This is a genomic window from Achromobacter sp. RW408 (genome assembly GCF_003184165.1).
Lineage (GTDB): Bacteria > Pseudomonadota > Gammaproteobacteria > Burkholderiales > Burkholderiaceae_B > Achromobacter > Achromobacter xylosoxidans.
Map to the genome: position 1 here is coordinate 332239 of NZ_QHHO01000040.1, position 17118 is coordinate 349356.

Genomic DNA, 17118 nt, shown 5'->3' on the forward strand with positions numbered 1-17118 from the left:
TTCCGGCTCGGGCTGCGGGTCGTCGCGCACCGCGGGCGGCGGCGTCCACAGCCCGTCCAGCAAGGCCGGGCCCGGGGCGTAGACGCGCAGCAGCACGTACACAGGCCCGCCGGCCGCCACCGGCAGCCAGTTGGCCTGGGCGCCGGGCTCGGGGGCGGTGTGGCTGATCAGCAGGTCGAGCGAGCCGTCGGCGTTGTATTGCAGCGGATCGCGCTCGCCCAGCGTGTAGCGCTCGATCGGGTTGGCCACTGGCAGGCCCTGCGCGTCGTAGGCGGCCAGCGACCACAGCGCGCCGGCCGGCGGCAACTGGCCGCCGTCGAAATGCAGCGTATAGCGGTGGGCGCCGTCCAGCGGCCGGCCCTGGCTGTCGGCGGCCAGCAGCAGCGCCGACAGGTCCTCGGGCAGTCCCGCGCCCGGCTGGGCCTGGGCCGACAGCGCGCGCCTCAGGTAGGCGTTGCCGTAGACGCCGACGCTGGCCGTCTCCCGCTGCCAGCCATTGACGCTGCTCAGGCTGACGCCGGCGGCGGCCTGCATGCGTTCGCGCGCTTCGCGCAGGCCGCGCCGCAGGCCCTGCTTGACCGGATGGTCGAGCTTGTCGAAGTCGAACGGGCGGCCGGGGATCAGCCCGACCCGGCGCAGCTTGGCCAGCACCGGTTGGTCGGTGGCGTGAGGTGGGTTGCGGCGCAGCAGCTCGGCGGCGTAGGTGAAGAAGGCGTCCGTCGGCATCGACTCGACCTGTTCGCGCACCGGCGTCTTCAGGTCCAGCGAGGGGTCGGCCTTGACCCGTTGCGACTGCGCCGGCAGGTTCCACTGGGCCAGCGGCGTCAGGGTGAAGCCGTCCTGCAAGGCGTGCACCGCCGGATAGTCGGCCGGACCGTCGCCCTGGATCAGGGAGCGGGCCCAGACGTACGCCGTGGGGGCGTCGATGCGCGGCATGCCCGAGGGCAGGGTGCCGGTCCAGCCCGGCGGCACGATCGCGGTATTGCCGCGGGCGGTGCCGGTGCTGCGCGTGCCGATCGTGGCGAAGGCCTCGTTCCACAGGTCCAGCAGGGTCAGCGTGTACAGGCGTCCCTGGCTGTCCGGCACCGACAGCACCACCGGGCCGGCGCTCAGGTCGAGCCAGGCGCTGCTGCGCAGCATGTCGGGATTGGCCCAGGGCGTGGCCGACCCGGGGCTGGGCAGGGTGCGGGTGTGCAGGAAGGCATTGGCGGGCGCGCCCTGCTCGCTTTGCGACGGATGCGTGAACTGGCGCCGGGTCAGGTCCAGCGTGAGCAGCGGGTAGAAGTACAGGTAGCCTTCCATTGCCGCTTCGCGGGCGGACTCGGTGGCCGCCGCCGCCGGGGTCAGCGCCGGCGCGGCGATGGCCGGCGCCGGCGCCAGGCCGGGCGCGGCCAGCGACAGGGACAGGGCCAGGGGGGCAAAACGGCGCATCGGCGCTCCAACAGGCATGCGGGACGGGCGGAAAAACGGGTCGGAACCCGCCGCCGGCAATGGTAGCAGCCTCGCGATGATCCAAAATCCACGAAAAAGCCCGATCCTGGCCGTAAATCGTTCTCATTGCCGGGTTTCGCGTTCGGGGGACGCAAGGCATGGCAACTCGCCCGCGCTGCGCCTATACTTGCTTGCAAATCCTTGGAATTCGTAGGGCTTTTCCCCGGACCGGCCCGCGCTTTCCCCTTATTCACCCGGAGAGGAGTGCTTCATGGTCAACATGAACCGCCGCCAGTTCTTCAAGGTGACCGGTACCACGCTGGCTGGCTCGAGCCTGGCATTGCTGGGGGCAGCCCCCGGCACGGCCATGGCCGAAGTGCGCCAGTACAAGCTTGCGCGCATGACGGAAACGCGCAACACCTGTCCCTACTGTTCGGTCGCCTGTGGTCTGCTGATGTATGGCCTGGGCGATGGCGCCAAGAATGCCCGCGCCAGCATCATGCACATCGAGGGCGACCCCGACCACCCGGTCAACCGCGGCACGCTCTGTCCCAAGGGCGCGGCCCTGATCGACTTCATCCACAGTCCCAACCGCCTGAAGTACCCGGAATACCGGGCGCCCGGTTCGGACAAGTGGGAACGTATTTCCTGGGACGACGCGCTCACGCGCATCACCAAGCTCATGAAGGCCGACCGTGACGCCAACTTCGTCGAAAAGACCGAAGACGGCAAGACGGTCAACCGGTGGCTGACCACCGGCATGCTGGCCGCCTCGGCAAGCAGCAACGAGGTGGGCTACATCACGCACAAGACCGTGCGTAGCATGGGGATGCTGGCGTTCGACAACCAAGCCCGTGTCTGACATGGCCCGACGGTGGCAGGTCTTGCCCCGACGTTTGGCCGTGGAGCGATGACGAACCATTGGGTCGACATCAAGAACGCGGACGTAGTACTGATCATGGGCGGCAATGCCGCCGAGGCCCACCCGTGCGGGTTCAAATGGGTCACGGAAGCGAAAGCCCATAACAAGGCGAAGCTGATCGTCGTGGATCCGCGCTTCACGCGCTCGGCATCCGTGGCGGACTTCTACGCGCCCATACGCACCGGCACCGACATCATCTTCCTGGGTGGCGTCATCAAGTACCTGTTGGATCACGACAAGATCCAGCACGAGTACGTGCGCAACTACACCGACTTTTCCTACATCGTGCGCGAGGACTTCGCGTTCGACGCGGGCCTGTACTCCGGCTACAACGCCGACAAGCGGACCTACGACAAGGCCAGTTGGGACTACGAGCGCGGCGATGACGGCTACGTCAAGACCGACCCGACGCTGGAGCATCCGCGTTCGGTCTACCAGCTGCTCAAGAAGCACTACTCGCGCTATACCGAAGAGATGGTCGAACGCGTCTGCGGCACGCCGCGCGACAAGTTCCTGAAGGTCTGCGAGATGCTGGCGTCCACCGCCACCACCGACCGGGCCGCGACCATCCTGTACGCGCTGGGCTGGACGCAGCACTCGATCGGTTCGCAGATCATCCGCACCGGCGCCATGGTGCAGTTGCTGCTGGGCAATATCGGCATCGCCGGCGGCGGCATGAACGCGCTGCGCGGGCACTCGAACATCCAGGGCCTGACCGACCTGGGCCTGATGTCGAACCTGCTGCCCGGCTACATGACGCTGCCCAACGAGCCCGAGCAGGACTACGGCAAGTACATCGCCACGCGCGCGCTCAAGCCGCTGCGGCCGAACCAGCTCAGCTACTGGCAGAACTACGGCAAGTTCCATGTGAGCCTGATGAAGGCCTGGTGGGGCAAGGCCGCGACCGCCGAGAACAACTGGGCGTTCGACTACCTGCCCAAGCTCGACAAGCTCTACGACATGCTGCAGGTCTACGAGCTGATGAACCAGGGCAAGATGAACGGCTACCTGGCGCAGGGCTTCAACCCGCTGGCGGCCGCGCCCAACAAGGCCAAGCTGAACGCGGGCTTCGCCAAGCTCAAGTTCCTGGTCATCATGGACCCGCTGGTCACCGAGACCTCGGAATTCTGGCGCAATGCCGGCGAGGCCAACGACGTCGATCCCAAGCAGATCCAGACCGAGGTGTTCCGCCTGCCTACCACCTGCTTTGCCGAGGAAGACGGCGCGCTGGTGAACTCCGGGCGCTGGCTGCAATGGCACTGGAAGGGCGCCGAGCCTCCGGGCGAGGCCAAGAGCGACATCGAGATCATGTCGCTGATCTTCACGCGCCTGCGCAAGATGTACCAGGAAGAGGGCGGCAAGTACCCCGACCCCATCGTCAACCTGTCCTGGCCGTATTCCAACCCGCAGAGTCCGACCGCGGAAGAACTGGCCAAGGAATACTCGGGCAAGGCGCTGGTGGACCTGGTCGACCCCAAGGACCCGACCAAGGTCACGCGCAAGGGCGGCGAGCAGTTGGCCGGCTTTGCCGAACTGCGCGACGACGGTTCCACCGCCAGTGGCTGCTGGATCTTCGCCGGCGCCTGGGGGCCCGGCGGCAACCTGATGGCGCGCCGCGACAACAGCGACCCGACCGGCATCGGCCAGACCCTGAACTGGGCCTGGGCGTGGCCGGCCAACCGCCGCATCCTGTACAACCGCGCCTCCTGTGACGTCGCGGGCAAGCCGTTCAATCCGCGCCGCAGCCTGATCTCGTGGAACGGCAAGGCCTGGGTCGGCGCCGACATCCCCGACTTCAAGGGCGATGAAAACCCCGACGGCGGCATGGGCCCGTTCATCATGAACCCCGAGGGCGTGGCGCGCTTCTTCGCGCGCGCCGGCATGGCCGAAGGGCCGTTCCCGGAACACTACGAGCCGTTCGAGACGCCGCTGGGCTACAACCCGCTGTATCCGAAGGCCAAGGGCGTCACCAGCAATCCGGCGGCGCGCGTGTTCAAGGACGACCTGGCGGCGATGGGCACGGTGGACAAGTTCCCCTACGTGGCCACCACCTACCGCCTCACCGAGCACTTCCACTACTGGACCAAGAACGTTCGCATCAACGCGATCCTGCAACCCGAGCAGTTCGTCGAGATCAGTGAAGTCATGGCCAAGGAACTGGGCATCGCCAACGGTTCGCGCGTGAAGGTGTCGTCCAACCGCGGCTACATCAAGGCGGTGGCGCTGGTCACCAAGCGCCTGCGGCCGCTGACCATCGAGGGCAAGACCGTCTACCACGTCGGCATCCCGATCCACTGGGGCTTCGTCGGCATTGCCAAACCGGGCTTCCTGACCAACACCCTGACCCCGTTCGTGGGCGACGGCAATTCGCAGACACCGGAATTCAAGTCGTTCCTGGTGCAGGTCGAGAAGATCTAGGAGAGCGCTCATGTCTATGCAATCCCTCGACATCAAACGGCGCTCGGCCACCACCACGCCGCCGCCCGGCATCCGCGAGCCCGTCACCGGGTCCGTGGCCAAGCTGATCGACGTCTCCAAGTGCATTGGCTGCAAGGCCTGCCAGAGCGCGTGCATGGAGTGGAACGATCTGCGCGACGAGATCGGCACCAATGTCGGCGTCTACGACAACCCGGCCGACCTGACCGAGCATTCCTGGACCGTCATGCGCTTCTCGGAGTACGAGAACCCGCAAGGCGACCTGGAGTGGCTGATCCGCAAGGACGGCTGTATGCACTGCGAGGATCCGGGCTGCCTGAAGGCCTGTCCCTCGCCGGGCGCCATCATCCAGTACAACAACGGCATCGTCGATTTCCACGAAGAGAACTGCATCGGTTGCGGCTACTGCATCACCGGCTGCCCGTTCAACGTGCCGCGCATCAGCAAGAAGGACCACAAGGCGTACAAGTGCACCCTGTGTTCCGATCGCGTGGCCGTCGGCCAGGAGCCGGCCTGCGTCAAGGCCTGCCCCACCGGCGCCATCGTGTTCGGCACCAAGGACGACATGAAGCAGCACGCCGCCGAGCGCATCGAGGACCTGAAGTCGCGCGGCTTCGAGCAGGCCGGCCTGTACGATCCGCAAGGCGTGGGCGGCACCCATGTGATGTACGTGCTGCATCACGCCGACCAGCCCGGGCTGTACCACGGGCTGCCCAAGGAGCCGCAGATCAGCCCGATGGTCTCGCTGTGGAAGGGCATCGCCAAGCCGCTGGGGGTGGCCGCCATGGCGCTGACGGCGCTGGCCGGCTTCTTCCACTACGCCCGCGTCGGCCGCAACGAGGTCGACGAGGAAGACGAACGCCGTGCCGAACAGGAGATCCGCCATGAGTGACGACCGCCATCACCGCCGGATCAAGCGCTATTCGCCCGGCGAGCGCACCAACCACTGGATCATCGCCTTCACCTTCATCCTGCTGGCGCTGTCCGGGCTGGCGCTGTTCCACCCGTCGATGTTCTGGCTCACCAACCTGTTCGGCGGCGGTCCCTGGACCCGCATCCTGCATCCGTTCATCGGACTGGTGATGTTCTTCTGCTTCGTGGTGTTCGCCGGCCACATGTGGCGCCACAACCTGATGACCAAGGCCGACCGCCAGTGGCTGAGCCAGCTCAACGACGTGGTCGAGAACCGCGAGGACAAGCTGCCCGAGGTCGGCAAGTACAACGCCGGCCAGAAGCTGCTGTTCTACGTGCTGATCCTGTGCATGCTGGGGCTGTTCGCCAGCGGCATCGTGATCTGGCGCGAGTTCTTCGCCTTCTATTTCCCGATCTGGGTGGTGCGCGCCGCCTCTGTGCTGCATGCCGTTTGTGCATTGGTGCTGATTTGCGCGATCATTGTGCATATTTATGCGGCGATCTGGGTCAAGGGCTCGCTCACGGCGATGCTGCGTGGCTACGTGACCGCGGGCTGGGCATGGAAGCACCACCGCGCCTGGTTCCGGGAACAAATCGGCAAGCAGTCCACGACGAAGTAAGCGGGCCCCGCGCGGCGGGCGCCACCTGGCGGTGGCGGCGCCGCCGGGTGGATCCCGCCCGATCCCACCGCACGGCTGCCTCCCCCTGTCGGGGCGGCAGCCGTGTTTGTTTATCTGGAGACGCAATTGCAGCGAATTCTTCCGCGCGGCGAGATCGAAGCGCTAGACCACAACACCATCCCCCGCATCCAGCTGCCGGCGCGCGATTCGGTTTTCGCGACGCGCGCGGCGCGGCTGCGGCAACTGGCCGTGGATAGCCCGGTGGCCGACTACCTGCTGCTGATGGCGCGGCTGGTCGACGCCCAGCAGAACGCCCTGCGCGGCTGCAACGCGCCGCCGGCCTCGGAAGACCGCATCGCCCTGGCGCAGGCCCATGGCATGCCGCCGCTGCAGGCGGTGGGATGGCCGCGCGACCCGCTGTGGCGGGATATCCTGCGCCAGCTGGTCGACGAGGTCGCGGGCGGCCAGGACGTGCCGGCCGAGGCGCTGGAAGTCTGCTCGGCGCTGCGCCGAGCGCTCGATGAAGACACCGAATCGCTCGAAGACCTGGCCGAGGCGGTGCTGTCGGAGCAGCATCGCGGCGTCGACGGCGCCGCCGCGCCGTTCGTCATGGCCGCCTTGCAGGTGTATTGGACCGACCTGGCCAGCCGCTTCGACGAAAAGCAGCTGCCGGTGGCCTCGCCCTTCGGCGTCTGCCCCGTCTGCGCCAGCCTGCCGGTGGCCAGCGTGGTGCGGGTGGGGGGGCAGTTCGAAGGCTACCGCTACCTGTGTTGCAGCCTGTGCGCGACCCAGTGGCACATGGTGCGGGTCAAGTGTTCGCACTGCGAGGACGTCGAGTCCGTGGCCTACCAGGCCATCGAGGGCCGCGCGCCCGCCATCAAGGCCGAGACCTGCGACCGCTGCCACACCTACCGCAAGATCTTCTATCAGGACAAGGACCTGCACGTGGAGCCGGTGGCCGACGACCTCGCCAGCCTGATGCTGGACGTGCTGGTGGGCGAGGCCGGCTATTCGCGCGCCAGCGGCAACCCGCTGCTGTGGCACGGCGCCGAGGAGGAATAGCCATGACCGGGCTTGCCGCCGCCGCCGACATCCCCGCGCTCGACCGGCTGCTGAACGCGCCGGCGCTGGCCGCGGCGCTGGACACGCATGGCCGCACGCAGGTGGTGGCGGCGCTGCGCCGGCACCTGGATGCCCTGCGCCAGCGCGCCCTGGCGGGTGAACTGCCGCGCGCGGAACTGGCGCAAGCCGCCGTGGCCGCCGCCGTCGACGGCGCCCTGGCGCGCGCCGCCGCGCCGCGCCTGCGCGCCGTCTACAACCTGACCGGCACCGTGCTGCACACCAACCTGGGCCGCGCGCTGCTGCCCGACGAGGCGGTGGCCTCGGTGCTGCGCGCATTGACCACGCCGGCCAATTTGGAGTTCGACCTGGACAGCGGCGGCCGCGGCGACCGCGACGACCTGATCGACGACCTGCTGTGCGAACTGACCGGGGCCGAGGCCGCCACCGTGGTCAACAACAACGCCGCCGCCGTGCTGCTGATGCTGAACGCGCTGGCCGATCGCCGCGAGGTGGTGGTGTCGCGTGGCGAACTGGTCGAGATCGGCGGCGCCTTCCGCATTCCCGACATCATGAAGCGCGCCGGCGCCAGGCTGGTCGAGGTGGGCACCACCAACCGCACCCATGCCGCCGACTACGAGAACGCCATCGGCCCGCGCACCGCGATGCTGATGAAGGTCCATTGCAGCAACTACGCCGTCACCGGCTTCACCAAGAGCGTCGGCGTGGCCGAGGTGGCGGCGCTGGCGCATGCGCGCGGCCTACCGGCCACGGTGGACCTGGGCAGCGGCACGCTGGTGGACCTGACCCAGTTCGGCCTGCCGCGCGAGGACACGGTGCGCGAGACCATCGCCGCCGGCGCCGATCTGGTCACCTTCAGCGGCGACAAGCTGTTGGGCGGTCCCCAGGCCGGCCTGCTGGTGGGGCGCGCCGACCTGATCCGCAAGATCAAGAAGAACCCGCTCAAGCGCGCCCTGCGCGTGGGCAAGCTGACGCTGGCGGCCCTGGAACCGGTATTGCAGCTGTACCGCGCGCCGGAATTCCTGGCGCAGCGCCTGACCACGCTGCGCCTGCTGACCCGGCCGCAGCGCGAGATCCAGCCCATGGCCGAGCGCCTGCGCGGCGTGCTGGCGCACGCGGCGGGCGCCGACTACGAGGTCGAGGCGGTGCCGATGTACAGCCAGATCGGCAGCGGCGCGTTGCCGGTGGATCAGTTGCCCAGCCACGGGCTGGCGGTGCGCTACCGTGGCAAGGGCCGTCCCGGGCGCCATCTGGACCGGCTGGAAACCCGCTTGCGCCACCTGCCGGTGCCGGTGATCGGCCGCATCGCCGATGACGCGCTGTGGCTCGACCTGCGCTGCCTGGAGGCGCGCGACGAGGCCGCCTTCACCGAGCAGCTCGCCGGACTCGCGGCGCAATCCACGGAGCCGCGGGCATGATCGTCGGCACCGCCGGCCATATCGACCATGGCAAGACCACGCTGGTGCGGGCACTGACGGGCGTCGATACCGACCGCCTCAAGGAAGAAAAGGCGCGCGGCATCTCGATCGAGCTGGGCTACGCCTACACGCCCCTGCCCAACGGCGACGTGCTGGGCTTCATCGACGTGCCGGGCCACGAAAAGCTGGTGCACACCATGGCTGCCGGCGCCAGCGGCATCGACTTCGGCCTGCTGGTGGTGGCGGCCGATGACGGCGTCATGCCACAGACCCGCGAACACCTGGCGATCCTGGCGCTGCTGGGCGTGGCGCGCGGGGCGGTGGCATTGACCAAGGCCGATCGCGCCGACGCCGCCCGGCTGGCGGCGGTGCGCGGCGAGATCGCGGCACTGGCGGCGGATACGTTCCTGCAGGACGCGCCCCTGTTCGAGGTATGCGCGGCGCGCGCCGGCGACGCAGGCGTGGCGCGGCTCAAGCAGCATCTGGACGAGGCCGCGCAGGCGCTGGGCGCGCGCGATGGCGCCGGCCTGTTCCGGCTGGCGGTGGACCGCGTCTTCACGCTGGCCGGCCACGGCACCGTGGTGACCGGCACCGCGCATGGCGGCCGCGCGCGCGCCGGCGACGACGATGCCGACCTGCGCCTGATGCCGGCGGGCACGCGGGTGCGGGTGCGCGGCATCCACGCGCAGAACCAGCCCAGCGAGACCGGCGCGGCCGGCCAGCGCTGCGCCCTGAACCTGGCGGGGATCGACAAGAGCGCGATCACGCGCGGCGACTGGATCGCCGATGCGCGCTGCTTCCTCCCGTCGCGCCACGTCGATGTGGCCTTGACGCTGCTGCCTTCGGCCGATGCGCCGCTGCGGGCCTGGACGCCGCTGCACGTGCACATCGGCGCGGCGCGGCAGGTGGCGCACGTGGTGCCGCTGTCGGCCGACGCGCTGGCCCCGGGCCAGTCGGGCTGGGTGCAGCTGGTGTTCGATGAGCCGGTGTGCGCGATGCCGGGCGACCGCTACATCGTGCGCAACGCCCAGGCCACGCGCACCGTGGGCGGCGGCCGGGTGCTCGATCCGAACGCGCCGGACCGCAAGCGCCGCGCGCCGGCGCGGATGCAGTGGCTGCAAGGCGTGGCGGACATGCTGGACGGCGGCGGGCTGCGACCGCTGCTGGCGCAGGCCGCGCTGGGCCTGGACGAAACGACGCTGCAACGCCTGGCAGGCTGGCCGGTGCGCGACCTGGCGGCGCCCGAGGGGGCGATCTGGATCGAGCCGCGCACGCCGCAGGGCGCGCGCACGCTGATCCTGGCCACGCACTGGGAAGCGCTGCGGACACGGGTGGAGCAGGCGCTGGCGACCTTCCACCAGGGCGCGCCGGACGAACCGGGCCCCGACGGCTCCCGCCTGCGCCGCATGGCCTTGCCGGCCGCCTCCGAGGCGTTGTGGCAGGGGTTGCTGGAAGACCTGCGGCAGCAGGGCCGGGTGCTGCGCAACGGACCCTGGCTGCATCTGCCGGGCCACACCGCGGCGCTGGCCGAGGCCGAGGCGGAACTCGCGCTGCGCCTGCTGCCGCTGCTGGCCGCCGGGGCCTACGATCCCCCCTGGGTGCGCGACCTGGCGCGCGCGCAGGGCGAGCCGGAAGAGCGGGTGCGGCAGGTGCTGCGCAAGCTGCTGCGGCGCGGCGAGGTGGCGCAGGTGGTGAAGGATCTGTTCTACCATCGCGAGCGGGTGGCCGAGCTGGTGGCGCTGGCGATCGATCTCGCGGCAAGGCCCGAAGGATTGAACGCGGCGGCCTTCAGGGATGCGACGGGGCTGGGCCGCAAGCGCGCGATCCAGATCCTGGAGTTCTTCGATCGGACCGGCTTGACGCGGCGGCTGCGCGATACCCACGTGCTGCGCAACGACAGCGCGTATCTCGGGGCGGGCCAGGCGGTATCATAGGCGGTCTTTCATCGGCGGTTTTCTCTGGAAGGCATCCGTGCCCGGTGGCACGGCCGGGCTTCAAACCCGGTTGGGGACGTCAGACGTTCCCAGGTAGGTTCGACTCCTGCTGCCTTCCGCCAATTCGTGGCTGCCGGATCGCAAGTATCCGGATCGGTCCTGCATTTGTCCGTCTTGTTCCCCGGCCCGCTGAATCCGGCGTAGCTTACCGATCCGCCCGCGCCCATCGGACAAGACATCCCTGCTCGTAAACCCATGCCACCGCATGGGGTTCAAGGCGCGGCGCTCCCGTAAGCCCACGCCTGAACAGAACATGAGCCACGTCGAACCCACTGCGCCGCAGGTCAGCCTGATCGTGCCGGTATATAACTGCGAACGGTATCTGTCCGACCAACTGGACGCGCTATTGGCCGACGCCGCCTTGAGCCTGGAAGTGATCGCGGTCGACGACGGTTCCACCGATGGCAGCGTGGCGATCCTGCAGGCGCGCGGCGCCACGGACGCGCGCCTTCGCATCCTCAGGCAACCCCATCAGGGACTCGGCGCCGCGCGCAATGCGGGCCTGCGGGCCGCGCGTGGCGCCTGGGTCGCCTTCGCCGACGCCGACGATCTCCTGCCCTCGGCCGGACTCGTCCGGTGGCACGAACAGGCCGTTTCGCAGGGGCTGGAGGTGCTGGTCGGAAACGCGTACCGGTTCACGCACGCGCCTGCGCCCCTGCCCCGGCCCCCCGTCCTCACCCGACAACCGACCGCCGGCGCCATGACGGGCGAGGATTGGATCGCGCACTGCGTCGCCATCGGCGAATGGCCGCACTATGTTTGCCTGCAATTGGTCAAGCGCGAACTCATCACCCGACACGGCCTGGCGTTCGATCCCTCGATATTTCACGAGGACATTCTGTGGACCACCCAACTTGCGCTGGTCGCCAGGCGCATGGGCTTCGCGTCCGAGCCGGTGTACGGCTATCGCCGCAACCCCGACTCGATAACCCTTTCGCCGTCAGCCCGGATACGCCAGTGGCGCGGCGTCAGCTACGTTCACATCATCGAGACGCTGCTGGCGCTGTCCAGGCGGCAGGACCTCGGCCAGAGAACCCGCGTCTCGATCGTGCGCCACGTCCTGCATGAACTCCTGTGCTTTGTCGACCTGCTTCGCAAGGACGTCGAAAACCCGCAAGCGCGCGCCCAGCTGGCGCGGTCGATGCTCGACCTGCGCGCCTGGCCGGGGCTGGTCCGCCATGCGCGCGGCGTCACCGACCTGCGGCGGGTGTTCAAGGCATACCGGCGCCTGAGACGAATGGCGCGAGGCAAGGGCGCTTTCACGCCGGACATGGCCGTCACGCGGTAGCAGCCCCGCAAGCACAATCACGCGCGCAGCATCCTGGTGACGACGCCGTTGACGTTCGCGGCCTGCCAGTCCAGCGCGCCCAGGTGCCAGTGGCGGATGCGGCCGCCGCGGTCGACGAGGTAGTTGGCGGGCAGGCCGACGGCATCCCATTGCCTGGCCGCGCTGCTGTTGCGATCGTGCAGGACGGTGCCGGCGACCGGCCACTTGGCCAGGAAGGTGGTGATCTTGCCCAGCGCTTCGCCGACGTTCACGGCGACCAGGCGCAGGCCTTCTTCGCGGTGGCGCCTGGCCATGGCGGACATCAGCGGGATTTCGTCGCGGCAGGGGTCGCACCAGGTGGCCCAGAAGCTGACAATGACCACGCTGCCGCGCCAGGCGGCAAGTTTCTGCTCGCGGCCCGCAAGGTCGGGCAGGACCAGCGGCGGCGTCGCGGCGGTCCAGGCGGCCCAGTCGGGACCCGTGGCGGCCTTGAGGGCGCTGTCACTGGCGGCGGCGCGGGCCCAGCCGGGCAGCGCCGCCAGCGACAGGGCGGATTGCAGCAGGTGGCGGCGGCTGACCATGGACGCGCGCCGGTTCAGGTGGACAGCGAACGGGCGGTCAGGGTGTAGCGGAAACTGTCGGGGTCGAGGCTGTCCAGGCGGCCGTCGGCGGTTTCGCCGTTGGGGTACATCAGGAACGGCACGGCGCCGTGGGCGGAGCCGGGCAGGACGACGTCGTGGCCATGGTTGTAGGCAACCCAGTTCATTTCCCACGCGCCGAACAGCATGACACGGGCGCTGCGCACGCGGGCGTCGGCGGCGGGCAGGTCGCCGGGCGGCTCTTCCAGCATGACCTTGCGCACGTCGGCGGGGTCGACCGGGACCCAGCCGTAGCCGTCGGCGTAGAACTCGGCGCGGCAATGTTGCGCGCGGGTGACGTCGCCGGCCTTGCCCAGGCTCTTGAAGCCGAGCTGCGAATCGGCCACACGCAGCCCGTAGGCGTCGCGGGCGGGAATGCCGGCGGCGCGCGCCAGGGCGACGAACAGCGCGTTGATGTCGGCGCATTTGCCGTTCAGGTCGTTGGCGGCAAGCATGTAGCGCACGTCGCCGGTGCCGCAGCCGCGGGTCGAGGCGGTGCGGCAGGTGTTGTCGACCACCCAGTCGTAGAGGGCCCGGGCCCGCGCCAGCGTGCCCTGGTGGCCGCGGGTGATGCGGTCCGCGGTGGTCTTGACGATGCCGTCGGTGGGCAAAAGCTCGGTGGGCTGGAGGTATTCGCGCAGGGTGGCGGCGCTTTCGCGCGAGGCGCCGGGTGGCGGCGGCTGGGTCAGGTCGACGCGGCGGTTGCGGGTCTGGAAGCGGCTGGTCACGGTGACTTCGCGCGGCGCCTGGGCGTCGGGCCATTGCACCGCCAGCATGCGCACGTCGTAGCCGGGCGCCTGCGCCAGCCGCGCGCTGCCGCCGCCGCTGACCAGCCAGGCGCTCTGCGCGCCGCGCTGGTACCCGGTGTCGGTGGCGTAGGGCAGGGGGATCCAGAGGCGCGCATGGGCGCCGGGGTCGCGGACCTGGATGTGGGTGGTCAGTTCGAAGCTGCGCCAGTCGGCGCTGACGGGCGCCTGGCCGGCGCGCGCGGCCAGGGGCAGGGCCGCGGCCTGGGTGGCGCACAGGGCGCTCGAGAAACGGAGGAAGTGTCGGCGATCCATATAGCCCTCACGCACGGTGAAGTTTGGCTGTCGGTGCGCCCGATGGCGGGCGGCCGTCCGTTGCTGCCTGCTGCCGGATCATCATAGGGCCATTCGGGGCCGCGATGCTATCCTTTTCCCCATCACCTACGGAGAGATTCACATGACCCAGGATGCAGCGTCCGCGGCGGTGCCGCGCTTGACCTCGCTGTCGCACGGCGGCGGCTGTGGCTGCAAGATCGCGCCCGGTGTGCTGTCGCAGCTGCTGGCGCGCTTCGGGCCGGCCGCCAGCTACCCCAACCTGCTGGTGGGCACCGAGACGGCCGACGATGCCGCCGTCTACCGGCTCAACGACGAGCAGGCGCTGATCGCGACCACCGACTTCTTCATGCCGATCGTCGACGATCCCTACGACTTCGGCCGCATCGCGGCCACCAATGCGCTGTCGGACGTGTACGCCATGGGCGGCACGCCGATCATGGCGCTGGCCATCGTCGGCATGCCGATCAACGTGCTGCCGCACGGCGTCATCGCCGACATCCTGCGCGGCGGCGAGTCGGTCTGCAAGGAGGCCGGCATTCCGGTGGCGGGCGGCCACAGCATCGACTCGGTCGAACCGATCTACGGCCTGGCGGCCATGGGGCTGGTGCATCCGGACCGCATCAAGCGCAACGCCGATGCGCGTGCCGGCGACGTGCTGGTGCTGGGCAAGGGGCTGGGCGTGGGCATCCTGTCGGCGGCGCTGAAGAAGAACCGGCTGGACGCCGACGGGTATCGGGTGATGATCGACACCACCACCCGCCTGAACCGCCCCGGCGCGGCGCTGGCCGCGATGGACGGGGTCCATGCGATCACCGACGTCACCGGTTTCGGCCTGCTGGGACATACGCTGGAGATGGCTCGCGGCGCGGGGCTGACCGCCAGGCTGCGGCGCGAGGCCTTGCCCTGGCTGCCAGGCGTGCAGGCCTTCGCCGCCGACGGCGTGGTCACCGGCGCGTCGGGCCGCAACTGGGCGTCGTATGGCGAATCGGTGCGGCTGGGCGGGGACGTGTCCGATGTCGAACGGGCGTTGCTGACCGACCCGCAGACCGCTGGCGGCCTGTTGGTCGCCTGCGATCCCCAGGCGGCCCAGGCGGTGCTGGAGCTGTTCCGCGAGCAGGGCTTCGCGGACGCCGCGGTGGTCGGCGACATGGTCGCGGGCGACGCGCTGGTGCGCGTCGACTAGCGCGCAGCGCGGTGTTGCGGCCAGGTCCGGCGGCGCGGCTCAGGGCCGCTCCGGGCGCGGTGGCAACTGGTGCTGCACCTGGTAATTGATCTGCCATTGCAGCAGCGGGGCATAGGCGTCGAGCCGGGCCTGCTCGGCCGCCTCGGCCGGCGTGGCTTCGCGTTCGGCCGCCAGCGCCAGGCCGGCGTCGCCGGCCCATGGCTGGATGCGGCCCGGACGGTCGCGCCGGTAGGCGCCGTCACGCGTGATCAGCAGGCGCGGATTGTTGAAGCCGAAGCACCATTGCGGATCGGGTCGCGCGGCCAGCAGATCGCAGCCGCTGCGAAAATAGGGCGTATCCGCCAGGCTCAGGTGATACAGCGTCGGCAGGATATCCTTGTGGCTGCCGGGGCGCATGGAGTCGTAGGCCGACTGCCCGCGGTAATCGCGCGGCACGTACAGGTAGAACGGCACGGCGCGCGCCAGCACGGCATCGCTGTCGAGCGCGTAGTCGACGCCCAGGATATTGTGGTCGCCGGTGACGGCGACGATGGTGTTGGTGCCGTTGGGCGAGGCTTTCAGGCGGGTCAGGAAGCGGCCCAGCTGGTCGTTGGCGTAGCGCAGCGTGTCGAAGGCGTCCTCCAGGCCGGTCCAGCTGGCGTAGTAAGGCAGGCGCTCGATGTCGCGCAGATCGAGGCCGCCGCGCTGACCGCCCTCGGGCACCAGGAATGGCGGATGGTGGGTGGTGGACAGGGCCATGATGAACAGGCGCTCGCCGGCGCGGTCGGCCTGCGCCAGCCGTTCGCCGATGTAGCGGAACATGTATTCGTCCGGCACGCCCCAGACGCCCGGCTGCGCCTCGGGGTAGTGCTGCCGTAGTCCCAGCTGGTCGATGAATTCGTGCGCGCCCAGGTGGCTGGCGAAACGGCCCAGGTTACGCCAGGTGGCAGTGCCCGAGGTGACGAACACCACCCGATAGCCACGGGCGAGGAAGGGTGCGAAGGCGTTGCTGGCGAACGTGGCAGTGGCCGCCGAAGACTGGCTGGTGGCCAGCACCGGGCTGCGCACCAGCAGGCGGCTGAGCGAATCGATGGTGCCGTTGCCTTCGGACAGGAAGCGATCGAAGCGCCAGTCCTCGCGCCAGTGCGGACGCAGCGCGCCCAGCAGGTCGCGGCCGGACCGGTCGAACGTATTCATGTGATGCCCCATGCTCTCCATCACCTGCAGCACTACGTGCGGCGGCCGCGCGTCGGCCTGCGGATTGGCGCCCGTGCTGGCCATGAAGGGCCGCAAGCCATGCCCGGGGTGTCCCAGGAATCGCTGGTAAAGCCGGGCGCCCTCGTCGTCGGTGACGGCCGCGAAGCGCTTGTCGTTGTCACGCTCGGACAATGCCCAGAAGAACGCCGAAATGCCGTTGGGCGCAATGTCGTTGAGCAATCGCAGCGAAGAAATGCCGGTGTCGTCCTTGTTCAAGGGGAAGGTGCCCAGCGAACCGCGGCAGGCCAGCACGGTCACGCTCAGGATCAGCGCCATCCGCAATGTGCTGGGCGCCAGCGGCCGCCGCGCCAGCCGCGCGCGCAGCACCCGGGCGCGCCAGCGGCACGCCAGCCAGCTGGTGGCGCCCAGCACCGCGGCCAGCAGCGTCAGCGCGCGCAACACCGGATAGCCGTGCCACAGCGTTGCCAGGATGGCGCGGGTGTCGTCGTCCATCAGGCCGAACACGAAGATGTCGATCGAACGCGAGAAAGTGGCGAAGTAGCACACGCTCACCACAGTGCTGGCGGCGAACAGTGTCGCCAGCACGGCGCCCAGGTAGGGCAGGCACCGCAGCCACAGCGCCTGCGCCGCCGGCCGCGCGGCCAGCAGCAAGGCGGCCAGCAGCGGCGCCGAAAACGCGATGGCAGCAACCTTCATGTCGAACAACATGCCGATCGTCAAGGTGCGGGTGATGTCCTGCGGTAGCGCCGCATAGGTCCCCGGCGGCGCATACGTCGCCAGCAGGTAGGCGCGTCCGGCGCCTTGCGCCAGCACCGACACCAGCCAGGGCGCCAGCAGGATCAGGAAGGAACGCTGGAAGTTGAGGAACCAGGCTTGCCAGGCGTCCGCGGAACGGAAGCGCTTCATCTGCGTCATGAAAGGAGTGCGGGTGCCGGAAA

12 protein-coding genes and 1 tRNA gene are annotated in these 17118 nt (G+C 69.4%); 9 read left to right on the forward strand and 4 right to left on the reverse strand.

The genetic code is table 11. The features are described 5' to 3' along the window. On the reverse strand, nt 1-1431 hold a 1431-nt coding region (locus DK459_RS09105; protein WP_110134678.1), incomplete at its 3' end, for a DUF1254 domain-containing protein. 271 nt (nt 1432-1702) lie between these two features. Here DK459_RS09105 and fdnG point away from each other — a divergent pair. The 8 genes from fdnG to DK459_RS09150 all read left to right on the forward strand — a co-directional run bounded on the left by fdnG (nt 1703) and on the right by DK459_RS09150 (nt 12101). Continuing rightward, on the forward strand, nt 1703-4771 hold the full coding sequence (fdnG, locus tag DK459_RS09115; RefSeq protein ID WP_146221885.1) for a formate dehydrogenase-N subunit alpha: 3069 nt from the start codon (nt 1703-1705) through the stop codon (nt 4769-4771). 10 nt (nt 4772-4781) lie between these two features. Continuing rightward, nucleotides 4782-5681, forward strand: a complete 900-nt coding sequence (fdxH, locus tag DK459_RS09120; RefSeq protein WP_006387323.1) for a formate dehydrogenase subunit beta — start codon at nt 4782-4784, stop codon at nt 5679-5681. Then, nucleotides 5674-6321: a formate dehydrogenase subunit gamma gene (locus DK459_RS09125; RefSeq protein WP_006387324.1), complete on the forward strand. Its 648-nt coding sequence runs from the start codon at nt 5674-5676 to the stop codon at nt 6319-6321. Before fdxH ends, DK459_RS09125 begins: the two co-directional genes overlap by 8 nt. Before the next feature lie 126 nt (nt 6322-6447). Then, nucleotides 6448-7383 (forward strand): formate dehydrogenase accessory protein FdhE, encoded by a 936-nt coding sequence (gene fdhE / locus DK459_RS09130; RefSeq protein WP_035182973.1) that lies wholly within the window; start codon nt 6448-6450, stop codon nt 7381-7383. A gap of 2 nt (nt 7384-7385) precedes the next feature. Further along, on the forward strand, nt 7386-8819 hold the full coding sequence (gene selA, locus DK459_RS09135) for an L-seryl-tRNA(Sec) selenium transferase (RefSeq protein ID WP_024067517.1): 1434 nt from the start codon (nt 7386-7388) through the stop codon (nt 8817-8819). Next, a complete protein-coding gene (gene selB, locus DK459_RS09140) occupies nt 8816-10753 on the forward strand; it encodes a selenocysteine-specific translation elongation factor (RefSeq protein WP_024067518.1) in 1938 nt (645 codons plus the stop codon). The genes selA and selB overlap by 4 nt, the downstream gene beginning before the upstream one ends. Before the next feature lie 26 nt (nt 10754-10779). After that, nucleotides 10780-10875 (forward strand) — tRNA-Sec (locus DK459_RS09145). A gap of 191 nt (nt 10876-11066) precedes the next feature. After that, the gene (locus DK459_RS09150; protein ID WP_024067519.1) at nt 11067-12101 is read left to right on the forward strand and encodes a glycosyltransferase; all 1035 of its coding nucleotides are present in this window, start codon (nt 11067-11069) and stop codon (nt 12099-12101) included. A gap of 17 nt (nt 12102-12118) precedes the next feature. On the opposite strand, the gene DK459_RS09155 is transcribed toward DK459_RS09150, so the two are convergent. Next, nucleotides 12119-12661, reverse strand: coding sequence for a TlpA disulfide reductase family protein (locus DK459_RS09155; RefSeq protein ID WP_006384397.1), 543 nt, complete (start codon nt 12659-12661; stop codon nt 12119-12121). A gap of 14 nt (nt 12662-12675) precedes the next feature. Next, the gene (locus tag DK459_RS09160) at nt 12676-13779 is read right to left on the reverse strand and encodes a transglutaminase-like domain-containing protein (protein ID WP_054499514.1); all 1104 of its coding nucleotides are present in this window, start codon (nt 13777-13779) and stop codon (nt 12676-12678) included. 142 nt (nt 13780-13921) lie between these two features. Between DK459_RS09160 and selD the strand changes: the two genes are divergently transcribed. Next, on the forward strand, nt 13922-14983 hold the full coding sequence (gene selD, locus DK459_RS09165; RefSeq protein WP_070542642.1) for a selenide, water dikinase SelD: 1062 nt from the start codon (nt 13922-13924) through the stop codon (nt 14981-14983). A gap of 39 nt (nt 14984-15022) precedes the next feature. Here selD and DK459_RS09170 read toward each other — a convergent pair whose 3' ends face one another. Beyond that, nucleotides 15023-17095: an LTA synthase family protein gene (locus tag DK459_RS09170; RefSeq protein WP_223203276.1), complete on the reverse strand. Its 2073-nt coding sequence runs from the start codon at nt 17093-17095 to the stop codon at nt 15023-15025. Between the last annotated feature and the right edge of the window lie 23 nt (nt 17096-17118).

Coding starts and splice junctions, on each gene's coding strand:
- fdxH (WP_006387323.1), top strand. CDS start 4,782: ATGTCTATGCAATCCCTCGACATCAAACGGCGCTCGGCCACCACCACG.
- DK459_RS09125 (WP_006387324.1), top strand. CDS start 5,674: ATGAGTGACGACCGCCATCACCGCCGGATCAAGCGCTATTCGCCCGGC.
- selA (WP_024067517.1), top strand. CDS start 7,386: ATGACCGGGCTTGCCGCCGCCGCCGACATCCCCGCGCTCGACCGGCTG.
- selB (WP_024067518.1), top strand. CDS start 8,816: ATGATCGTCGGCACCGCCGGCCATATCGACCATGGCAAGACCACGCTG.
- DK459_RS09150 (WP_024067519.1), top strand. CDS start 11,067: ATGAGCCACGTCGAACCCACTGCGCCGCAGGTCAGCCTGATCGTGCCG.
- DK459_RS09155 (WP_006384397.1), bottom strand. CDS start 12,661: ATGGTCAGCCGCCGCCACCTGCTGCAATCCGCCCTGTCGCTGGCGGCG.
- DK459_RS09160 (WP_054499514.1), bottom strand. CDS start 13,779: ATGGATCGCCGACACTTCCTCCGTTTCTCGAGCGCCCTGTGCGCCACC.
- selD (WP_070542642.1), top strand. CDS start 13,922: ATGACCCAGGATGCAGCGTCCGCGGCGGTGCCGCGCTTGACCTCGCTG.
- DK459_RS09170 (WP_223203276.1), bottom strand. CDS start 17,095: ATGACGCAGATGAAGCGCTTCCGTTCCGCGGACGCCTGGCAAGCCTGG.